The organism is Candidatus Clostridium helianthi (genome assembly GCF_045310795.1).
GTDB classification, from domain to species: Bacteria; Bacillota; Clostridia; order Clostridiales; family Clostridiaceae; genus Clostridium; species Clostridium helianthi.
This window is the reverse complement of record NZ_JBJIAB010000039.1, coordinates 1-17675: the sequence shown is the minus strand read 5'-3', so window position 1 is coordinate 17675 and position 17675 is coordinate 1. Positions and strand designations below refer to the sequence as shown.

15 protein-coding genes, 1 pseudogene and 1 riboswitch are annotated in these 17675 nt (G+C 30.4%); all 16 genes and pseudogenes read right to left on the bottom strand.

What is annotated here, in order from left to right; all coding sequences use genetic code 11:
• Positions 1–79: 79 nt before the first annotated feature.
• Entirely contained in the window at positions 80–448 is a 369-nt protein-coding gene (locus tag ACJDTP_RS22035; protein WP_171773267.1) for a glucitol/sorbitol-specific PTS transporter subunit IIA, read from the bottom strand.
• 64 nt (positions 449–512) lie between these two features.
• Positions 513–1193, bottom strand: a complete 681-nt coding sequence (locus tag ACJDTP_RS22030) for a fructose-6-phosphate aldolase (RefSeq protein WP_406762486.1) — start codon at positions 1191–1193, stop codon at positions 513–515.
• 116 nt (positions 1194–1309) lie between these two features.
• Positions 1310–2320 (bottom strand): PTS glucitol/sorbitol transporter subunit IIB, encoded by a 1011-nt coding sequence (srlE, locus tag ACJDTP_RS22025; RefSeq protein WP_171773265.1) that lies wholly within the window; start codon positions 2318–2320, stop codon positions 1310–1312.
• Positions 2321–2337: 17 nt separating this feature from the next.
• Entirely contained in the window at positions 2338–2886 is a 549-nt protein-coding gene (srlA, locus tag ACJDTP_RS22020) for a PTS glucitol/sorbitol transporter subunit IIC (RefSeq protein WP_041893686.1), read from the bottom strand.
• Positions 2887–2901: 15 nt separating this feature from the next.
• Positions 2902–3354 (bottom strand): transcriptional regulator GutM, encoded by a 453-nt coding sequence (locus ACJDTP_RS22015; protein ID WP_406762485.1) that lies wholly within the window; start codon positions 3352–3354, stop codon positions 2902–2904.
• 14 nt (positions 3355–3368) lie between these two features.
• Complete coding sequence (locus ACJDTP_RS22010) at positions 3369–5294, bottom strand: BglG family transcription antiterminator (protein ID WP_406762484.1); 1926 nt, start codon at positions 5292–5294, stop codon at positions 3369–3371.
• A gap of 442 nt (positions 5295–5736) precedes the next feature.
• On the bottom strand, positions 5737–6060 hold the full coding sequence (locus tag ACJDTP_RS22005) for a FliH/SctL family protein (protein ID WP_017209830.1): 324 nt from the start codon (positions 6058–6060) through the stop codon (positions 5737–5739).
• 396 nt (positions 6061–6456) lie between these two features.
• On the bottom strand, positions 6457–7989 hold the full coding sequence (guaA, locus tag ACJDTP_RS22000; protein ID WP_017209829.1) for a glutamine-hydrolyzing GMP synthase: 1533 nt from the start codon (positions 7987–7989) through the stop codon (positions 6457–6459).
• 187 nt (positions 7990–8176) lie between these two features.
• Entirely contained in the window at positions 8177–9634 is a 1458-nt protein-coding gene (guaB, locus tag ACJDTP_RS21995) for an IMP dehydrogenase (protein WP_077839136.1), read from the bottom strand.
• Between the two features lie 145 nt (positions 9635–9779).
• Positions 9780–9877, bottom strand: a riboswitch (purine riboswitch).
• Positions 9878–9989: 112 nt separating this feature from the next.
• On the bottom strand, positions 9990–10466 hold the full coding sequence (locus tag ACJDTP_RS21990) for a type II secretion system protein (RefSeq protein ID WP_168982910.1): 477 nt from the start codon (positions 10464–10466) through the stop codon (positions 9990–9992).
• 311 nt (positions 10467–10777) lie between these two features.
• On the bottom strand, positions 10778–12403 hold the full coding sequence (groL, locus tag ACJDTP_RS21985; protein WP_078116950.1) for a chaperonin GroEL: 1626 nt from the start codon (positions 12401–12403) through the stop codon (positions 10778–10780).
• A gap of 91 nt (positions 12404–12494) precedes the next feature.
• Complete coding sequence (gene groES / locus ACJDTP_RS21980) at positions 12495–12779, bottom strand: co-chaperone GroES (protein WP_008427174.1); 285 nt, start codon at positions 12777–12779, stop codon at positions 12495–12497.
• A gap of 406 nt (positions 12780–13185) precedes the next feature.
• Positions 13186–14676, bottom strand: coding sequence for a 4Fe-4S dicluster domain-containing protein (locus ACJDTP_RS21975; protein ID WP_078116949.1), 1491 nt, complete (start codon positions 14674–14676; stop codon positions 13186–13188).
• A gap of 384 nt (positions 14677–15060) precedes the next feature.
• Positions 15061–15987 carry a DNA-3-methyladenine glycosylase family protein gene (locus ACJDTP_RS21970; RefSeq protein ID WP_406762483.1) on the bottom strand — a complete coding sequence of 309 codons (927 nt, stop codon included), beginning with the start codon at positions 15985–15987 and terminating at the stop codon, positions 15061–15063.
• Between the two features lie 523 nt (positions 15988–16510).
• Positions 16511–17359, bottom strand: a complete 849-nt coding sequence (locus ACJDTP_RS21965) for a 3-hydroxybutyryl-CoA dehydrogenase (RefSeq protein WP_011967675.1) — start codon at positions 17357–17359, stop codon at positions 16511–16513.
• Between the two features lie 191 nt (positions 17360–17550).
• Positions 17551–17675 (bottom strand): annotated as a pseudogene (locus ACJDTP_RS21960) (electron transfer flavoprotein subunit alpha); the annotation flags it as partial.

The following is a 17675-nucleotide window of genomic DNA, read 5'->3' as shown; positions in this document are numbered from 1 at the left end:
AATTCCTCCTGATTATTTAACTTCATTATTTAATGCCATTTTATTATTCATTTCGACTTCATATAAATTTTAGATATAATTATGCTAATATAGATATTTCACTTCCTATTTTAAGTTTAGGAATTTCTTTTTTCTCTACACAAATTGTTCCTGCTAAAGTAGGTACTTTAGAGCCATTAAACGCAACAGTTATATGTCCTAAACTCACTAGATTCTTTTCTGCCACATCTCCAACAGCTGTTATTTCAAAAGCTATTCCATCAATCATAAATACTTGTCCAGGTTTAATTGTTTCTTTAACTTCCTTTATATTAATAGAGTAACAGTAATCTGCTAGTGTATCTGGTGCATTATCTCCAAAAAATATTATCATTCCTTCTTCTAAGAATGTTTCTGCTAAATCTCCTAAGGCTTTTACTTTATTTTCATAGATTATCTTACTACTCATAGATGCTTTCATCCCTTCAAATATATTTCTTTCTAAAATTATTATTTATTCTAAGCTACTTAGATTATCGGCAATTTAACATGGTATTACCTTGACCACATAATATCTCAAAATCTTTCTTAAAGTTCTCTACAGCTACATCCACGCAATCTTTTTTAATTAAACCTTCTATTACATCAGGTGAAATTGTAGCCGCTCCAATTCCATACTTGCATAATTCTAATACTTGTTGTGAATTCTTAAAACTAGCTGCTAATACTTCTGTTTTAAAATTATTTTTCTCAAAAATATCGTGAATGTCTTTTGCCACTTGAACACCATTTGCTCCCAAATTATCAATTCGGTTTACATATGGAGCAGCATATTGAGCACCTGCTTTTCCAGCTAGATATGCTTGCATTTGAGTATATATAGCAGTAGCAGTAACATTAATTTCTTCTTTTCTAAGAATTTTTATAGCCTTTAATCCATCTCTAGTTACAGGTATCTTCACATAAGTATTTTTACCTAGTTCTTTAATAATTTTATGTGCTTCTTTAAGCATACCTTCTGAACTTTCAGAAATCACCTGTACATGTAATTCCGAGTTTTCTCCAATAAATTCACGTATTTTTATTAATATTTCATACGGCTGTTTTCCATACTTATACAAAATACTCGGATTACTAGTTACCCCATCAATCGGGAATATGCTGAAAACATCTTTTATTTTTTCAATATTTACATCATCAATAATTAGTTTCACTATGGATAAACCTCCTTCTATTCCACTCCTTGCATCTAAATCAACAATATATTTTCCTTGGTGCAATTGAGCGATTCATAAAAACCACTCAATCGCAATTAAATAAATTTTATAGTTTATTGATACAATCCTATGCTTGCAACCCATGCAACTGCTACTCTAGGTACACCAATCATGAAACGTGAATATAATACAGATGGAACACCAACCTCTACTGTTTCTGGTTCTGCTTCAGCTAGACCTAAACCTACTGGAATAAAGTCACATGCACATTGTGTATTAATAGCGAATAATGCTGGTAATGCTAAACTTGGAGGAATAGTCCCTTTACCTATTTCAACACCAATTAAAGTACCTACGATTTGTGCTATAACTGCACCTGGTCCAAGTAATGCTGATAATAGAGGAATAGAGCATATGAATCCAAGAATCATAAGTCCAATTCCGTTTCCTGCTAATGGTACTAATATTTTAGCGAACCAATTACCAAATCCCGAACCTTGTATAATCCCTATTAGCATAGCAACAAATGCCATGAATGGTAATATTGTTGTAATCATTGATTGAACTGCATCACGACCTGCTTGGTATAGTGTATTTACAACTTTACCTGCTCCCATACCAATCTTTTGGACAATGCTAGATTTACTGTTTTCAGCCAAACTTTGTGATACTTTCTTATCCGCACTATATTTAAATTCTCTTTTTACTTCCTCAGGCGCTTTTGTGCTCTTTATAGGTTCTGCACCTGAATCAGCTAAAGAAATTTGATTTAGACCAACTGCAGATACATATATATCTTCTGTAATGAATTTTGCTAAAGGCCCACTTTTACCTACTGGCATAACATTTATTGTCGGAATTCTCTTTTGTGGGTATATTCCACAGCGAAGTGTTCCACCGCAATCAATAATAACTAAGAAGATTTGTTCCTCTGGTACAGATGTTTTAAATCCATTTACCGCTTTACATCCTGTTAAACTAACAATCTTTTCTACAATTTCAGGTTCAGCTCCACCACCTGTAATATATAATAATGTATCTTTTCCTTCTTCAGGTTTTACTGTAAGTGGACCGCCAAAACCTCCACTACCTTTTACAATTTTAATTGCATTATATTTTTCCATATGAATACCCTCCTAAACTAATTTGCCTTAAGTTGATTACTTAATTCAATACCTTGTTGTCTCATAACAATCTTTGTAGTAAAATCAGTTACCCATCCTGCAAAGAAATTCATTACTAAACCTACTAATAAATAACGAAGTCCTAAAGCTGTTGGATCAAGGCCAAGAGTTGTAATACCATTTGCAATGCCTAGGTAAATGAATATTTCACCTACATTAATGTGAGGAAAAATACCGCTGTTTGTGTGACAATGATACGATGCTGATGCATAATAGCTTGGTTTCATTCTTTCAGGAAGAAATTTTCCCATTGATAATGCCATCGGATTACCTAACATAAATGCTGATAGGAATGGCAAAACTCCATAAGCTAATATAACATTTTTAGATGCAAACTTTGCAAACCTGTCAACTTTATCTTGTCCAATAAAAGCAATTATTGAATTCATAAAAACTAAAAGTAATAATACCTTTGGGATAATTCCTGTTACCCAACTAACAAATGTATTTCCACCAACTTCAAATAAATACATAAATCCTTTTGCAAAATAAACAATTGCGTCCATATTAATATCTCCTTTCTAATTGTGAGCTTTTAATTTTTTAGCTGTAAAAATATTACCTAATCTTTGTAATGGACTTTGAGGCTCTACAACTTCGCCACCGCCCATAATAACGTTATAATTAGAAGAGGCTTCTAGTACTGCTTTGGTTAATGGTTTAGCTAAGTTCTTACAATCTGCTTCAGTTAATCTACCAACATCTTTTCCTTCAAATCCGTTTAGTTTCTTAACCCTTGCAAGTACTGTTATTCCTTGCATATAACCGCCTTCAAGTATAATTCCATTTTGATCGATAGCAAACATTGCAATACATCCAGCACGAAAACCACCTTTTACTTTACCAATGTCAACTCTTCCTCTTCTTCGCAATTTACTATAGTAAGCTGTGAAACTTTTCATTTGAGCAAATGTTAGTATATATTGGAGTATAAATGCAATTCCAAAGCATATAATCAAAAACCAAAAATTCATCATAAACCTCCCACTTATAAATCAAATATATCGTTTTCTTTTGTAAAATGTAAAATTAATTCTCTATAACTTTTTACCTTTGAAAGAGCCTCAATGGTATTCTTATCATTGGCAATAGCTATAATTTCATCATAAATTTTAACCAAGAGTGTATCATCCTTAGTTTGTTCTGGAAGTCCTACCAAAAATACTAGTTTTCTTTGATTGTTTTCTCCAGCCTTTTCTGGAATTATTCCTAGACTCACTACTATTTCATCATTTTCATAATTTATAGTATGAGGAAATGCTATAGATTCATTAAAAATCATCGTAGACTTTTCTTCTCTTTTTCTTATTCTTTCCTTAAATCCATCATCTACATAACCTTTTGAGTATAGATTATCAATCATATTATTAACATTTTCTAAATAACTCAATTGATTATCCAAGATAAAGAAGGTATCTTCATCTAAAATACTTAGTAATATAGAATCCATTCCTTGCATGGATGGCATGTCTAATTTATCTATATACTTAATACTTTTTATTCTTTTCTTCAGCGCTTCTTCATCAAATATTTTCTCTAAATATATTACAGTAGCTGTTGTCTTAAAGTTAGCTTGGACAGTGGATAGAACTAAATTATACTTATCTAATATTTCGCTAGTAACTGTGCTATCTGAATACAAATCTATAACTGTGTTTGCATCAAAGATGCCTTTTAATTGACTAGCAACCAACCTAGCTGTAACTCTTCCGGTTCCGCATATAACTGCAACTTTGTATATTTTACTTTTTTCTATTTGCTGTTCTGAAATAAAAACTCCAAAGTATGCTGCTATAAATCCAACTTCATCTTGCGTCATTTTTACATCAAGACTTTTTTCAATAACATCTCGCGCTAACTCTGCCATTTTGTACGCTACTTTATATTTTTTCCTAATCTCATCTACTATAGGATTATGAATATGGACCCCATACTTTAAACGATTTACCAAGAAGGCCATATGGTATACAAAATCTTTCAAGATATCATCTAGCGTAATATTTAAACCCATGTCATATTTAATGCGCTCTAATATATGATTTACTAAATTTGATACTTCTTCTGTAATTTCAACATGCGGTGAAATCCCTTCTATGTTAGTCGGAGTATTCATTCCTATAATCGGCAATGCTAAGAAAATTCTTTCTTTAATTGGAATACTTATAGTAAGCCTTTTTTCAACTGCATCTGATATAGTATTTACTAATGTAAATTCCCAACTTCTTAATAATTCACCATATTTCTCGCTTAATGTATTGATTGTATGTCCATTTAAAAGGCGATCTAAAGTTACAACTAGGGAATGTATGAAAGATTCAAATGTCGTTGTATCGAACTGATATTGATCTGTTATCTCTTTTACTAAATCAATAACATCTTCATCTAATTCATATTCTCCATAAATCATTTCATAAAGGTTCTCGAGTACAAGAAACCTTATATTTAATTCTGTACCTTTTAAGGCTAATCTATTATTTGTTTTGCCTATAATCTTTAAATCGTAGTTATTAAGTATCTCTCTCATTTTCTTTAAATCACTTATTACTGTCGTTCTTCCGACATTCATCTCACACGCCAGGTCATCAGTTAAATATGGCTCTTCACTATTCATAAGCTTATACAAAATAAATGCCATTCTTCTTTGAGGTGAATTAAGAAATTCCTTTTGGTTATATATATTAGTCTTGATTTCCTCAAATTTATTATTATCGATAATATAAATTTTATATATTCCTTGCTTATTATCAATTAGTGCAGATCCTTTTAATAAACCATTTAGCTCTTTTACATCATTTTTAACTGTTTTAGAACTGACCTCAAATTTTTCAGCAATGGCGTCAACAGAAATGGAATGTCTTCGTTCAATTAATTTTAGAATTCTTGTCGAACGGTTTTCAGTATAAAAATACTTCATTTTTGCCTCCTTGAAAAGAATCAATACTTATTAATTCATTTAAATTAAAATAAAATTATTACTATTAATCTTACTTTAACTTGTTGTTCTTTGATTTTAGAAGTCTTTAAAAATTATACTCATAGTATAATCTTATGACTATCTTATATTCAAAGGTTGATTTTTTCAAGCGTTTTCGATACCCCCTTTCTTTAATGTAATTATACTTTATAAAATGATAACGATTAATGCTGTCTTTTTCCTCCGCAAAGAAAATGTTTGCACAATTGTATTCAATTAGTATTAAAAGTAACTTTTTAATTAACTCTTATCTAATATGAACTATTTAAATTATCGCTATAACCATATTTATATTAAATAAAAAAGGTGTTTAACAATGATTTTTCAATCACTTATAAACACCTTTTTTTATATAACTACTTATTATATAATTTAGTTCTGCTTAACAGCATCTACAACATCTATTTCTTCTAATATAATCTAAGACCTCTTGTTTTGCTTTTTCATACCCATCGCAATATCCTTGCTTGTATCCAGCTGTCTCTCCTGCTGTTTCTCCTGCAGTATTTCCATCCTCATACCCATCACGATATCCATCTTTATAGCCATCATTATATGCATCTTCCAACGCATCAGCTAAACAGTCATTATTTACGTTAGCTCCAAGAGTTCCATTACCACAAGGATTACAATTTCTACTATCCATCTCTCCACGTTCTTCTTCACAATTACAACGTCTGCAATTTCTATTATTTCTGTTTTCCATTATTTCCTCTCCTTCGTAATCAGCATTAATTTTCGTTTAATCATTGCTAAAGCGCTTAGTTAAAGTATTACTAGGATCAAATTATTATTGATTTGCCTATAAAACTTAATAACTATCTAATAATATATTATGCTGTTGTACTTTATTTGCTATTAGTTAGAGAAAATATGTATTTACTGCTTTAAAAAGATTATTCAGAAAATCTAACGTTAGTAGTGTTGTCATTGTAAATTTCTTTCCTACCATTTTTTCACTCCTTTTCTCATTTATCACATCTTCAAAGAATCAATAAAAAAGTAGCTTAAATGTTACCTTTTTTAGATAATATCTAAGCCACTAAATTTTTTATTATATTTTCTTTAAGTGTCTAGCCACCTTATTTAATAAGCCTCAATCCTATTCCCATTCTATAGTAGCTGGTGGTTTTGAAGTTATATCATAAACAATTCTGTTTACTCCCTTAACTTCATTTACAATTCTTCTGCTTACCAAATCTAAAATTTCGTATGGAATTCTTGCCCATTCAGAAGTCATTGCATCACTTGATGTAACTGCTCTTAAAGCTATTGTATGAGAATATGTTCTTTCATCTCCCATAACTCCAACAGAACGGATATTAGGTAAACATGCAAAGTATTGCCAAATAGATTCATCAAGATTTGCATTTGCAATTTCTTCTCTGAAAATAGCATCTGCTTCTCTAACTATTTCAAGTTTTTCTTCTGTAATCTCACCTAAAACTCTAATAGCAAGACCTGGACCTGGGAAAGGCTGTCTCCAAACCAATTTATGAGGAATGCCAAGTTCCTCTCCAACTGCCCTAACTTCATCTTTAAACAATTCTCTTAATGGTTCTATAAGTTCAAATTGCATATCTTCTGGAAGTCCACCAACATTATGATGAGATTTTATAGTTGCTGATGTCTTAGTTCCACTTTCTACGATATCTGGATAAATTGTTCCTTGAACAAGATAATCAATTTGACCAAGTTTTTTAGCTTCTTCTTCAAAAACTCTTATAAATTCTTCGCCGATTATTTTTCTCTTAGTTTCTGGATCTGATACTCCTGCAAGTTTTCCAAGGAATCTATCTGAAACGTTAACTCTCTTAATGTTCATATCAAATTCCTTCTTAAATACTCTTTCAACAGTATCGCCTTCATCTTTTCTTAGTAAACCATGATCAACAAATATACAAGTTAGGTTGTGACCAATAGCCTTATGTACAATCATTGCTGCTACTGAAGAGTCAACTCCACCAGATAAAGCACATAACACTTTCTTATCTCCAACTAATTCTTTTATTTCTTTTATTTTTTCTTCTGCAAAAGATCCCATAGACCAGCTGTTTTCTAATCCACAAATATTGTGTATAAAGTTTTCTAGCATTTTTTGCCCAAATTGAGTGTGTTCAACTTCTGCATGGAATTGAACTCCATAAAGCCTTTTTTCTTCATTTTCCATAGCTGCAACAGGACAAACTTCTGTAGTTGCTATTACCTTAAATCCTTTTGGAGCTTCTTCAATATAATCAGTATGACTCATCCAAGCTATACCATCAGTTTCAATTCCTTCAAATAATTTAGATGATTTATCTATTTTTACATTTGTTTTTCCATATTCTCTTACTGGCGCTGTCGCAACTTTTCCACCTAGTAAATGCGCCATTAGTTGATCACCATAGCATATTCCAAGTACTGGCACGCCTAATTCAAATACTTCTTTTTCTACAGTTGGAGTGTCTTCTCCATAAACACTATTAGGTCCGCCTGTGAATATTATCCCCTTTGGATTTTTAGCTTTTATCTTTTCTATAGTATAGTCATATGGAATAATCTCGCAATAAACGCCACATTCTCTTACTCTTCTCGCTATTAGCTGGTTATATTGTCCACCAAAATCAACAACTAAAACTAAATCTCTTTTCATGTTCTCCTCCTAAACTCTTCTTATAAATTCTATTATCAACTAAATAAATCTTTTTATCAATAAATTGAGACAATTTTCACCGAAAATTATAAATACTAACTTAAATAATCTATATAATTATCAGTTAATCAAATAATGCACAGTTCACATAAGTGGTATATTTTATGATTGTGAACTGTGCATTTTACTATTGCCCTACACTATAATTAGGTGCTTCCTTAGTAATGTTAATATCATGTGGGTGACTTTCTCTTTGACCTGAAGCTGTCTGAACTACAAAATTAGCTGTTTCATATAAAATTTCAAAATTCTTTGCTCCTAAATATCCCATTCCCGACTTAATTCCGCCCAATAATTGGAATATAGTATCTGAGACAAAGCCTTTATAAGCTACTCTACCTTCAACACCTTCTGGTACTAATTTCTTATTTCCTTCTTGGAAATATCTGTCTTTAGATCCACATTCCATAGCAGCTAAAGATCCCATTCCTCTATAAACTTTATAACTTCTTCCTTGATATATTTCCATTTCCCCTGGTGCTTCTTCACATCCTGCAAATAATGATCCCATCATTGCTGCAGAAGCTCCTGCTGCTAGCGCTTTCACTATATCCCCTGAATACTTAAGTCCACCATCAGCAATTATAGGAACTCCATACTTCTTACCTACTTCTGCACAATCCATAACTGCAGTTAATTGAGGGACTCCAACCCCAGCTACTACTCTTGTAGTACAGATTGATCCCGGTCCAATACCAACCTTAACACAATCTGCTCCGGCCTTTATCAGATCTTCTGTTGCTTCCGCTGTAGCAACATTCCCAGCTATAACTTGAAGATCAGGATATATTTTCTTTATTTGTGAAACAGCATCTAAAACTCCTTTTGAATGTCCATGTGCTGTATCAAGAGTTATAACATCAACTTGTGCTTTAACTAGTGCATCAACTCTTTCCATCATGTTTCCAGTTACACCTACTGCTGCACCACATAATAATCTACCTTTTTTATCTTTTGCGGCATTTGGAAATTTTCTAACTTTTTCAATATCCTTCATTGTAATTAATCCCTTTAGGCGACCTTCACTATCAACTAAAGGTAACTTTTCTACTTTATGCTTTTTTAATATTTCTTTTGCTTCCTCTACAGTAGTATTTTCTGAAGCAGTTATTAAGTTATCTTTTGTCATCACTTCTGAAATTTTTCTTTGGTAATTTGTTTCAAATATTATGTCTCTGTTTGTGATTATCCCAATTAGTTTTCCATCTTGAGTTGTTATTGGAACTCCAGATATTCTATATTGTGCCATTAAGTTCTCTGCATCCTGAATAAGATGATCTTGAGATAAAAATATAGGATCTGTAATTACTCCATTTTCTTGTCTCTTAACTCTATCTACTTCTTTTGCTTGTTCTTCAATAGTCATATTTTTATGTATTATTCCGATTCCGCCTTCTCTTGCAACAGCAATTGCCATCTTCGACTCAGTTACAGTATCCATTCCTGCACTCATTAAAGGAATATTTAATTCTATAGTCTTTGTTATTTTTGTTTTTGTGCTCACTTCTCTTGGTAATATGTCCGATTTATTAGGTACCAATAATACGTCATCAAAAGTATATGCAGTCTTAATTATTTTTCCCATTATAGTTCCTCCTGTTTTTGAATTATTTATTTCATTTTTAGTATTTCATGATTTTTTACTTGCATTGCTTGTACTGTTTTTTTGTACAAAAAAAGCACATTAACCTCAAAAGTGATGTTAATATGCTAATAAATCTATAGATTTAGCCTATACTAATATCACTTATAGTCGGAAATTTACGGCTCCCGGTAGATACTCCTTGCCATATTCAAGGTATATATAAGTTTTCAAATGTGCTATATTTTAAATTAAAATTATTATAATGTATGTACAATCTAAAGTCAATAAATTTGAAGCTAAAATTGCAAATTTACTTCAATAATGTAAGTTAAATTTATTGTTATCGATATCTTTTCTATTTTTTTACATCATCTTTGGTAGATCCATTATCAATCGTCGTCGGATTTAAAATATCTGTATTTTCTGTGAAATCAAATTCTGCACCATTTACTACATCATAACAATTTTTTAAACTTGTGCTACTAGTATTTAAATTACCAAATTCAACTCCATCTAAATATTTACTAATCCCTTTGTTGCTTATAGCCGAACTTACACTAGTGCTTTCACTTAAATGAGAATCACTTTTTAAATTATATGATTCAACGGCCATTATTACTTTTCTGCACTGATCTACAACTTTAACTTTTTTCGCTTCATTTATATAGCCATTCACTTTAGGTAAAATAGCAACCGCTAAAATCCCAATAATTGCAATTACTGCAATCATTTCAATTAAAGTAAAAGCTTCTCTCTTTCTCTTCTTACACAAGCTTTTCTTTGACGTACTATCTTTGAATCTAAATTTACATTTAATGTATAAAGAAATCATTATTCATTATCCATCTCCTATTAATGTTTTTATTTAAATTATGTCTAATGGGCAATCTTTTATACAATAAATGGAAAACTTTCTCTAATAGTTTCTAATATTGACTTCTAATATATAAATTTCATATAAAGTTACATTGCTATGATTTCCATAAGCTTAAATATATAAAATACTTTTTAAAATTACATAGATATGTTAACGGCTATTAAGCACTTTATTTTTTAATACTAAAAAGCAAAATAGAGAAAGTACCTATGAGCACTTTCTCTATTTATTAAATTAAATATTTATAATTCTTTAATTTATATATTTTAGTACATTCCGTCCATTCCCATTCCTGGAGCACCTGGCATTGGTGTTTCCTTTGCTGGAATATCAGCAACTGCTGCTTCTGTTGTTAAGAATGTTGAAGCAACTGAAGCTGCATTTTGAAGTGCAGATCTAGTAACCTTAGTTGGGTCTACTATTCCACCTTTTATCATATTGATATATTCTCCATGTAATGCATCATATCCTATTCCTGGTTCACTATTCTTAACTTTTTCAATTATTACTGAACCTTCTACACCTGCATTAGTAGCTATTTGTCTTACTGGTTCTTCTAATGATTTAACTATTATATTGATACCAATTTGTGTATCAGCAACATCTGAAGTTAATTTTGCAACTTCGTTTATTACATTAACATAAGCAGTTCCACCACCAGCTACTATTCCTTCTTCAACAGCAGCCTTTGTTGCAGCTAATGCGTCTTCTATTCTAAGTTTCTTTTCTTTTAATTCTGTTTCAGTTGCTGCACCAACTTTAATTACTGCAACACCTCCAGCTAATTTAGCTAATCTTTCTTGTAGTTTTTCTTTATCAAATTCTGAAGAAGTTTCTTCTATTTGAGCTTTAATTTGGTTAATTCTTTCTTTTATTGCATTAGAATCACCTTTACCATTAACTATAACAGTGTTTTCTTTATTTACTTTAACACTATCAGCTGTACCTAGCATATCAATAGTAACTTCTTTTAATTCTCTTCCTAATTCTTCAGCGATTACTGTTCCACCAGTTAATGTTGCAATATCTTGTAACATTTCTTTTCTTCTATCTCCAAATCCTGGTGCTTTAACAGCTACGCAAGTAAATGTTCCTCTTAATTTATTAACTACTAATGTAGCCATTGCTTCTCCTTCAATGTCTTCAGCAATGATTAATAACTTTTTACCAGATTGAACTATTTGTTCAAGCACTGGTAATATCTCTTGTATGTTAGAAATTTTCTTATCAGTTATTAATATATATGGATTTTCTAAAACAGCTTCCATTTTTTCAGTATCTGTAGCCATGTAAGGTGATACGTATCCTCTATCGAATTGCATACCTTCTACAACATCTAATTCTGTTCCCATTGATTTAGATTCTTCTATAGTAATAACGCCTTCGTTACCAACCTTCTCCATAGCATCTGCTATTAACTTACCAACTTCTTCATCAGCAGCTGAGATTGCAGCAACTCTAGCTATATCTTCTTTTCCATCTACTTGCTTAGAAATCTTTTGGATTTCTTCAACAGCTTTATCTACAGCCATTTTAATACCTGTTCTAATTAGTATTGGATTAGCTCCAGCTGTAACATTCTTTAGACCTTCTCTAATTATTGCTTGAGCAAGTAATGTTGCAGTTGTAGTTCCATCTCCTGCTACATCATTAGTCTTTGTTGCAACTTCTTTAACTAATTGAGCCCCCATGTTTTCATATGGATCTTCTAATTCTATTTCTCTTGCAATTGAAACACCGTCATTTGTAATTAATGGTGCACCAAATTTTTTATCTAAAACAACATTTCTTCCCTTAGGTCCTAAAGTCACTTTAACTGTATCTGCTAATTTATCCACACCTATTTGCATAGATCTTCTTGCATCTTCTCCAAATTTTAACATCTTAGCCATTTATATCACACGCTCCTTATATATGTTATTTATTATCGTTTCTAATTGAATTTCTTTTTTATATTTAAATATCGATTTATGAACATTTTAACTATTCAACTATTGCTAGAATATCATCTTGCTTTAATATAGTATATTCTTCGCCATCAACCTTTACTTCTGTTCCAGCATATTTTGAATATAATACTTTATCTCCAACTTTTACTTCCATAGCTACTCTATTTCCGTCTACAACAGCTCCAGGTCCTACTGCAACCACTTCTGCTTCTTGTGGTCTTTCCTTTGCAGTACCAGTTAAGACTATTCCACTCTTAGTCTTTTCTTCTGCCTCTAATTTTTTAATTACTACTCTTTCACCAAGTGGTTTAATGTTCATGAAAAAACCCTCCTTAAAATATATATTATCATTTCAGTTTATTTTCTGTTAGCACTCATCATTGTCGAGTGCTAACATAATTATAATATCCTTTATATCCATATAATTCAAACATTACTTCTAATATTATATCCCATTTTTCAGCGAATATTACTCCTTATCTCAAAATATATCGCATTTACTTAAATTTTCTCCATATTATTATTAATATTATGAATTTTTAAAATAATAAAAAACTCTAACCAAATAAACATATTACTGATTAGAGTTTTTATGACATTATATAGAGAATAAAGCTATTAAATTTCATAAATAATTTTAAATTCTAAAGATCTCATTGCCTAGAGCACTTATATAATAATAGAATTTTTAATTACTTAATTATATTTCAAAATCAATATTCATATTATCTTTCTAAGTTTATTTCATTGTATTCGCCTAATGTCGTATTAGCTAATACACTCTTAGTACTTGTTTGCTGATTTAATTTTGTAAATGGCGCTTTAGCTTTCATTACTGATACAATTTTAGCTGCCCCATTTATACAGCCACCTTCGCACATCATTCCTTCAATAAAGTTTCCTTGTAACTTTCCAACCTTAGCCATTGTCATAGTCTTTTTAATTTCTGCTCCACCTGAGATCTTTACTGGCTTAAAGTCAATATTAACACCTTTTTCTTGTACATAATTCTCTATAGCAGCAGTTAATCCACCACCTACAGCAAAATTTCTACCAAATATTGAAGCTCCATCAACTACTATATCTTCGCAAGTTGTAGGATCAACTCCAAATGCATCAAATAAGGCTACTAATTCTTCAAAAGTTAATGCATAATCTATAGCATCTTTTATTGATTCTATTAGAACTTCACTTTTTTTAGCTGTACAAGGCCCTATAAATATCACTTTTGCATCTTTATCTTTAGATTTTATATATCTACCCGTTGCTACCATAGGTGAAACTGTCCCTGAAATTTTATTAGCTTGATCTGGCATCATTTTTTCAATATAGCTTAGGAATCCTGGACAACATGAATTTGTCATGTAGCTATCCCCATTTTCCATTCTCTCTACAAACTCATTACTTTCATGTACAGTAACTGCATCTGCTCCACACGCAGCTTCTACCATATCTTCAAAGCCTAATGCCTTAATTGCATTCTTAACTTGTCCATAAGTTGTTTTAGGCCCAAATTGCCCTGTTATTGCTGGTGCAACTACAGCATAAATTTTTTCTTCTTTATCCATCAATCTATTAATAACTTTAACTAATGAGCTTTTATCTTCTATAGCTCCAAATGGACATGCTGACATGCATGCACCACAGTTTACACATTTACTTTCTGTAATTTCAGCACTCAAATCTTCTGCATTATAGCTTAATGCACCTGTTGGACATGACTTCTTACAAGGTCTCATATCTTCTGCAACAGCATCATATGGACATGCTTTTTTACACATTCCACATTCCTTACATTTATCTGGATCTATATAAGCTCTTCCATCAACATATGTAATTGCTCCAAAATTACATGCACTTTGACACTTATGAGCTATACAATTTCTACATGCATCAGTAACTTGAAACTTCTTTGTTGGGCATCTATCACATGCTTCTTTTATAACATATAATATTTGTTTTTCTTCTTCTATATCAACTAAATCTTGTCCATGTTTGCCTGTTGGTTTAAATCCTGCTGCAAGTTTTGCTCTCTCTAATACTACATTTCTTTCTCGTTCAACTGAATCTCTATACTTAGGTTCTTCTCCTACAATCATAGCATAAGGAATTTTTTCTATTTCCTCTTTACTAATATTATTTTCTTTTGCTAATACAGCAACTCTAGTAAGAACCTCGTGCTTTAAAGCTAGAAGTTGATTCTCAAACTGAAACATTACACACACTCTCCCATGAATAATTTTTATCTTACATTTATAATACAAAATAATTATAGCATACTCTTGTTAAAATTATAACAAATATTATATAATTTAAATTTTCTAAATTTTCTTAATATACGTTCTATTTTCATATGTATATAGTGGTATTTCTCAGCTACTTTAGTTAAAGTTTTTTCTTGTATTTCCACTTCTTTTCAGATCTGTTTATTTGCCATTATATTAGTTATATCAAGGGATTTATATGACATTTATATTATTACATCAATGATAAATTATTAACATTATTGAACATATTATTCTAATATTTCTTGACGAAATAAAAGTCTAGGAAATAAAATCCTAGACTTTTCATTCTATAATAAATTTTTTTATTCTATTCTATACATTTATTTTATTCTCTCTCGCATAATAGAATAAATATTGCTGCGCAAAACCTGCTAATTTACCAAACTTGTTCCTTCCAAAAATTCTAATTTTATTTAGAGACGCATCCTCTGCCCCATAAAAATGAATCATCGCACGTTTAACCCATACATCTACTGGGAATGCTGAAGTCTTTTCCATTGAAAATAACATTATGCAGTCAGCTACCTTTGAACCTACACCTTTGAATTCTTGAAGTGCATTGTGACAGTCATCATCATCTAAATTTTTAATATAATCTAGATCATACTTTATATATTCATTTGTATCATTTGCTTTCAGGTCCTCTTTTGCTGTTTTAGAATTATATACATTTTTTATTGTATCAAAAATATATTTACTTCTGAAAGATGCTCCTGTCTCCTGTATTTCTTCTAATGTAGCATCTTTTATTTCATCTATATTAGGAAACGCATAGTAAGTTTTATTCTTATAAATAATTTCTTTTCCCCATTTATTAGATATTTTATTTACAGTCTTCTTTATTGACGGTATATTATTTCTCGCTGAAATAATAAAGCTAAGCAACATTTCAAATGGATCTTGATTCAAAACTCTAACACCATATCCAAATTCAATACTTTGTTTAAGTAAAACATCTTTTGAAAGTTCATCTTTTATAACTGAATAATCTCTATCTAAATCAAAATACTTAAGCCAAATATTTTGAAAATCTTCCTTTGTAGAATTATAAATTATTACATCATTTCCGTCTTCTTTAACTTCAATTAATCTTCCAAATGCAATTACAATAAAATTATTTTCTGCTATCTCTTCAAACCTAAAAATTTGCCCACACTCAAATATATGTTTTAATTTAAAATTGCTTAATTTTTTTATTATTAAATAATTATCATAAAATTCTACAGATTTATAATCCATTTTATTATCCGTCTCCCTTACAGTACAAAATTATTTAGTTTTTATCATCTTATAGTCTAGTATGGATATTGATGAATCCTATTCTCAGATTATGAATATTCAAATTATATGTTTATCTCTTTAGTGAAATCATTAATAAACATAATATCATATTAACTTTAGTTTAAACTTATTTCATTCATATATTCTTCTTTAAATAATATATTCTACACTAAGGTTTTTTTCTAAAGATTATGTCACAGTTTATATTGCCCATTTTCTGATGTATGCCACCTATATTATATCTTTTAACTATTTATTTTTTTAATATCCAATATTTCAATTAAATTATGCAATTAATCTTAAGAAAATAGTTATTATTTAATATATTATATCACTTACTTAACAGTAATAAAATGTTTTGTTGAATTTTACAATATTATTTAGTTTAAAATTATTTATGTAATCTAGTAGTTATTTATATATTTCCCTAAAAATAAAAAAACCCAAGCATAAACTTGAGTTTTTCCATATATTCATGATATTATTTAGAATAATCATAGAATCCTTTTCCTGATTTTCTTCCAAGCCATCCAGCTCTAACATATTTTCTTAATATGCTACTAGCTCTGTACTTGTTATCACCTGTTTCAGTGAATAAAACATCCATGATAGCTAAGCAAACGTCTAATCCAATAAGATCTCCTAAAGCTAAAGGTCCCATTGGGTGGTTAGCACCATATTTCATAGCTGTATCAATATCTTCAACTGAAGCTATTCCTTCTTGTAGTATAAATGAAGCTTCGTTAATCATTGGGATTAATATTCTGTTTACAACGAATCCTGGAGCTTCTGCAACTTCTACTGGTTCTTTTCCAATAGCAACTGATAATTCCTTAACAGCATCAAAAGTTTCTTGAGAAGTAGCTATTCCTTTAATAATTTCAACAAGCTTCATTACTGGAGCTGGATTAAAGAAATGCATTCCGATAACTTTATCAGGTCTCTTTGTAGCTGAAGCAACTTCAGTAATTGATAAAGATGAAGTGTTTGAAGCTAAAATCGCTTCTGGCTTACAAATTCCATCTAATTCAGCAAAGATTTCCTTCTTAATTTTCATGTTTTCGATTGCAGCTTCAACTACTAAATCACAGTCAGCAGCTAATTTCATATCAGTTGTTCCTGAAATTCTTGAAAGTATAGCTTCTTTATCTTCTTCAGACATTTTTCCTTTAGCAACTTGCTTTTCTAATCCTTTAGTGATTCCAGCTATTCCTCTGTCAACAAATTCTTCCTTTATGTCTCTTACAATTACTTCACAACCTTTTTGAGCGAATGCTTGAACGATACCAGCACCCATAGTTCCTGCTCCAAGTACAAAAATCTTTTTCATGAATTATTCCTCCTCTAAATCTTTTCATTATAGATATCCTTAGCTAAAATATATATTTTAACTAAGGATTAACTTCATAATTATCTAATTGTTACTTATTGAATAATATTGTTAATTAATTATCTTTAATGTTACATTATTAACTTTCAATAGTACAATCTAACAAAAATATATCTAAATTAACCGAATAATTATTCAGCGCTCTTTATTTCTTTAACTTGAGCTATTAATTCTGGTACTACTTTAGTAAGATCACCAACTATTGCATAGTCAGCAATTTTCATTATTGGAGCTGAATCATCTTTATTTACAGCAA

Excerpts from the sequence above, each read along its gene's own strand:
- ACJDTP_RS22035 (WP_171773267.1), bottom strand. The coding sequence starts at position 448 with ATGAGTAGTAAGATAATCTATGAAAATAAAGTAAAAGCCTTAGGAGAT.
- srlE (WP_171773265.1), bottom strand. The coding sequence starts at position 2,320 with ATGGAAAAATATAATGCAATTAAAATTGTAAAAGGTAGTGGAGGTTTT.
- srlA (WP_041893686.1), bottom strand. The coding sequence starts at position 2,886 with ATGGACGCAATTGTTTATTTTGCAAAAGGATTTATGTATTTATTTGAA.
- ACJDTP_RS22015 (WP_406762485.1), bottom strand. The coding sequence starts at position 3,354 with ATGAATTTTTGGTTTTTGATTATATGCTTTGGAATTGCATTTATACTC.
- ACJDTP_RS22010 (WP_406762484.1), bottom strand. The coding sequence starts at position 5,294 with ATGAAGTATTTTTATACTGAAAACCGTTCGACAAGAATTCTAAAATTA.
- ACJDTP_RS22005 (WP_017209830.1), bottom strand. The coding sequence starts at position 6,060 with ATGGAAAACAGAAATAATAGAAATTGCAGACGTTGTAATTGTGAAGAA.
- guaA (WP_017209829.1), bottom strand. The coding sequence starts at position 7,989 with ATGAAAAGAGATTTAGTTTTAGTTGTTGATTTTGGTGGACAATATAAC.
- guaB (WP_077839136.1), bottom strand. The coding sequence starts at position 9,634 with ATGGGAAAAATAATTAAGACTGCATATACTTTTGATGACGTATTATTG.
- ACJDTP_RS21990 (WP_168982910.1), bottom strand. The coding sequence starts at position 10,466 with ATGATTTCTTTATACATTAAATGTAAATTTAGATTCAAAGATAGTACG.
- groL (WP_078116950.1), bottom strand. The coding sequence starts at position 12,403 with ATGGCTAAGATGTTAAAATTTGGAGAAGATGCAAGAAGATCTATGCAA.
- groES (WP_008427174.1), bottom strand. The coding sequence starts at position 12,779 with ATGAACATTAAACCACTTGGTGAAAGAGTAGTAATTAAAAAATTAGAG.
- ACJDTP_RS21975 (WP_078116949.1), bottom strand. The coding sequence starts at position 14,676 with ATGTTTCAGTTTGAGAATCAACTTCTAGCTTTAAAGCACGAGGTTCTT.
- ACJDTP_RS21970 (WP_406762483.1), bottom strand. The coding sequence starts at position 15,987 with ATGGATTATAAATCTGTAGAATTTTATGATAATTATTTAATAATAAAA.
- ACJDTP_RS21965 (WP_011967675.1), bottom strand. The coding sequence starts at position 17,359 with ATGAAAAAGATTTTTGTACTTGGAGCAGGAACTATGGGTGCTGGTATC.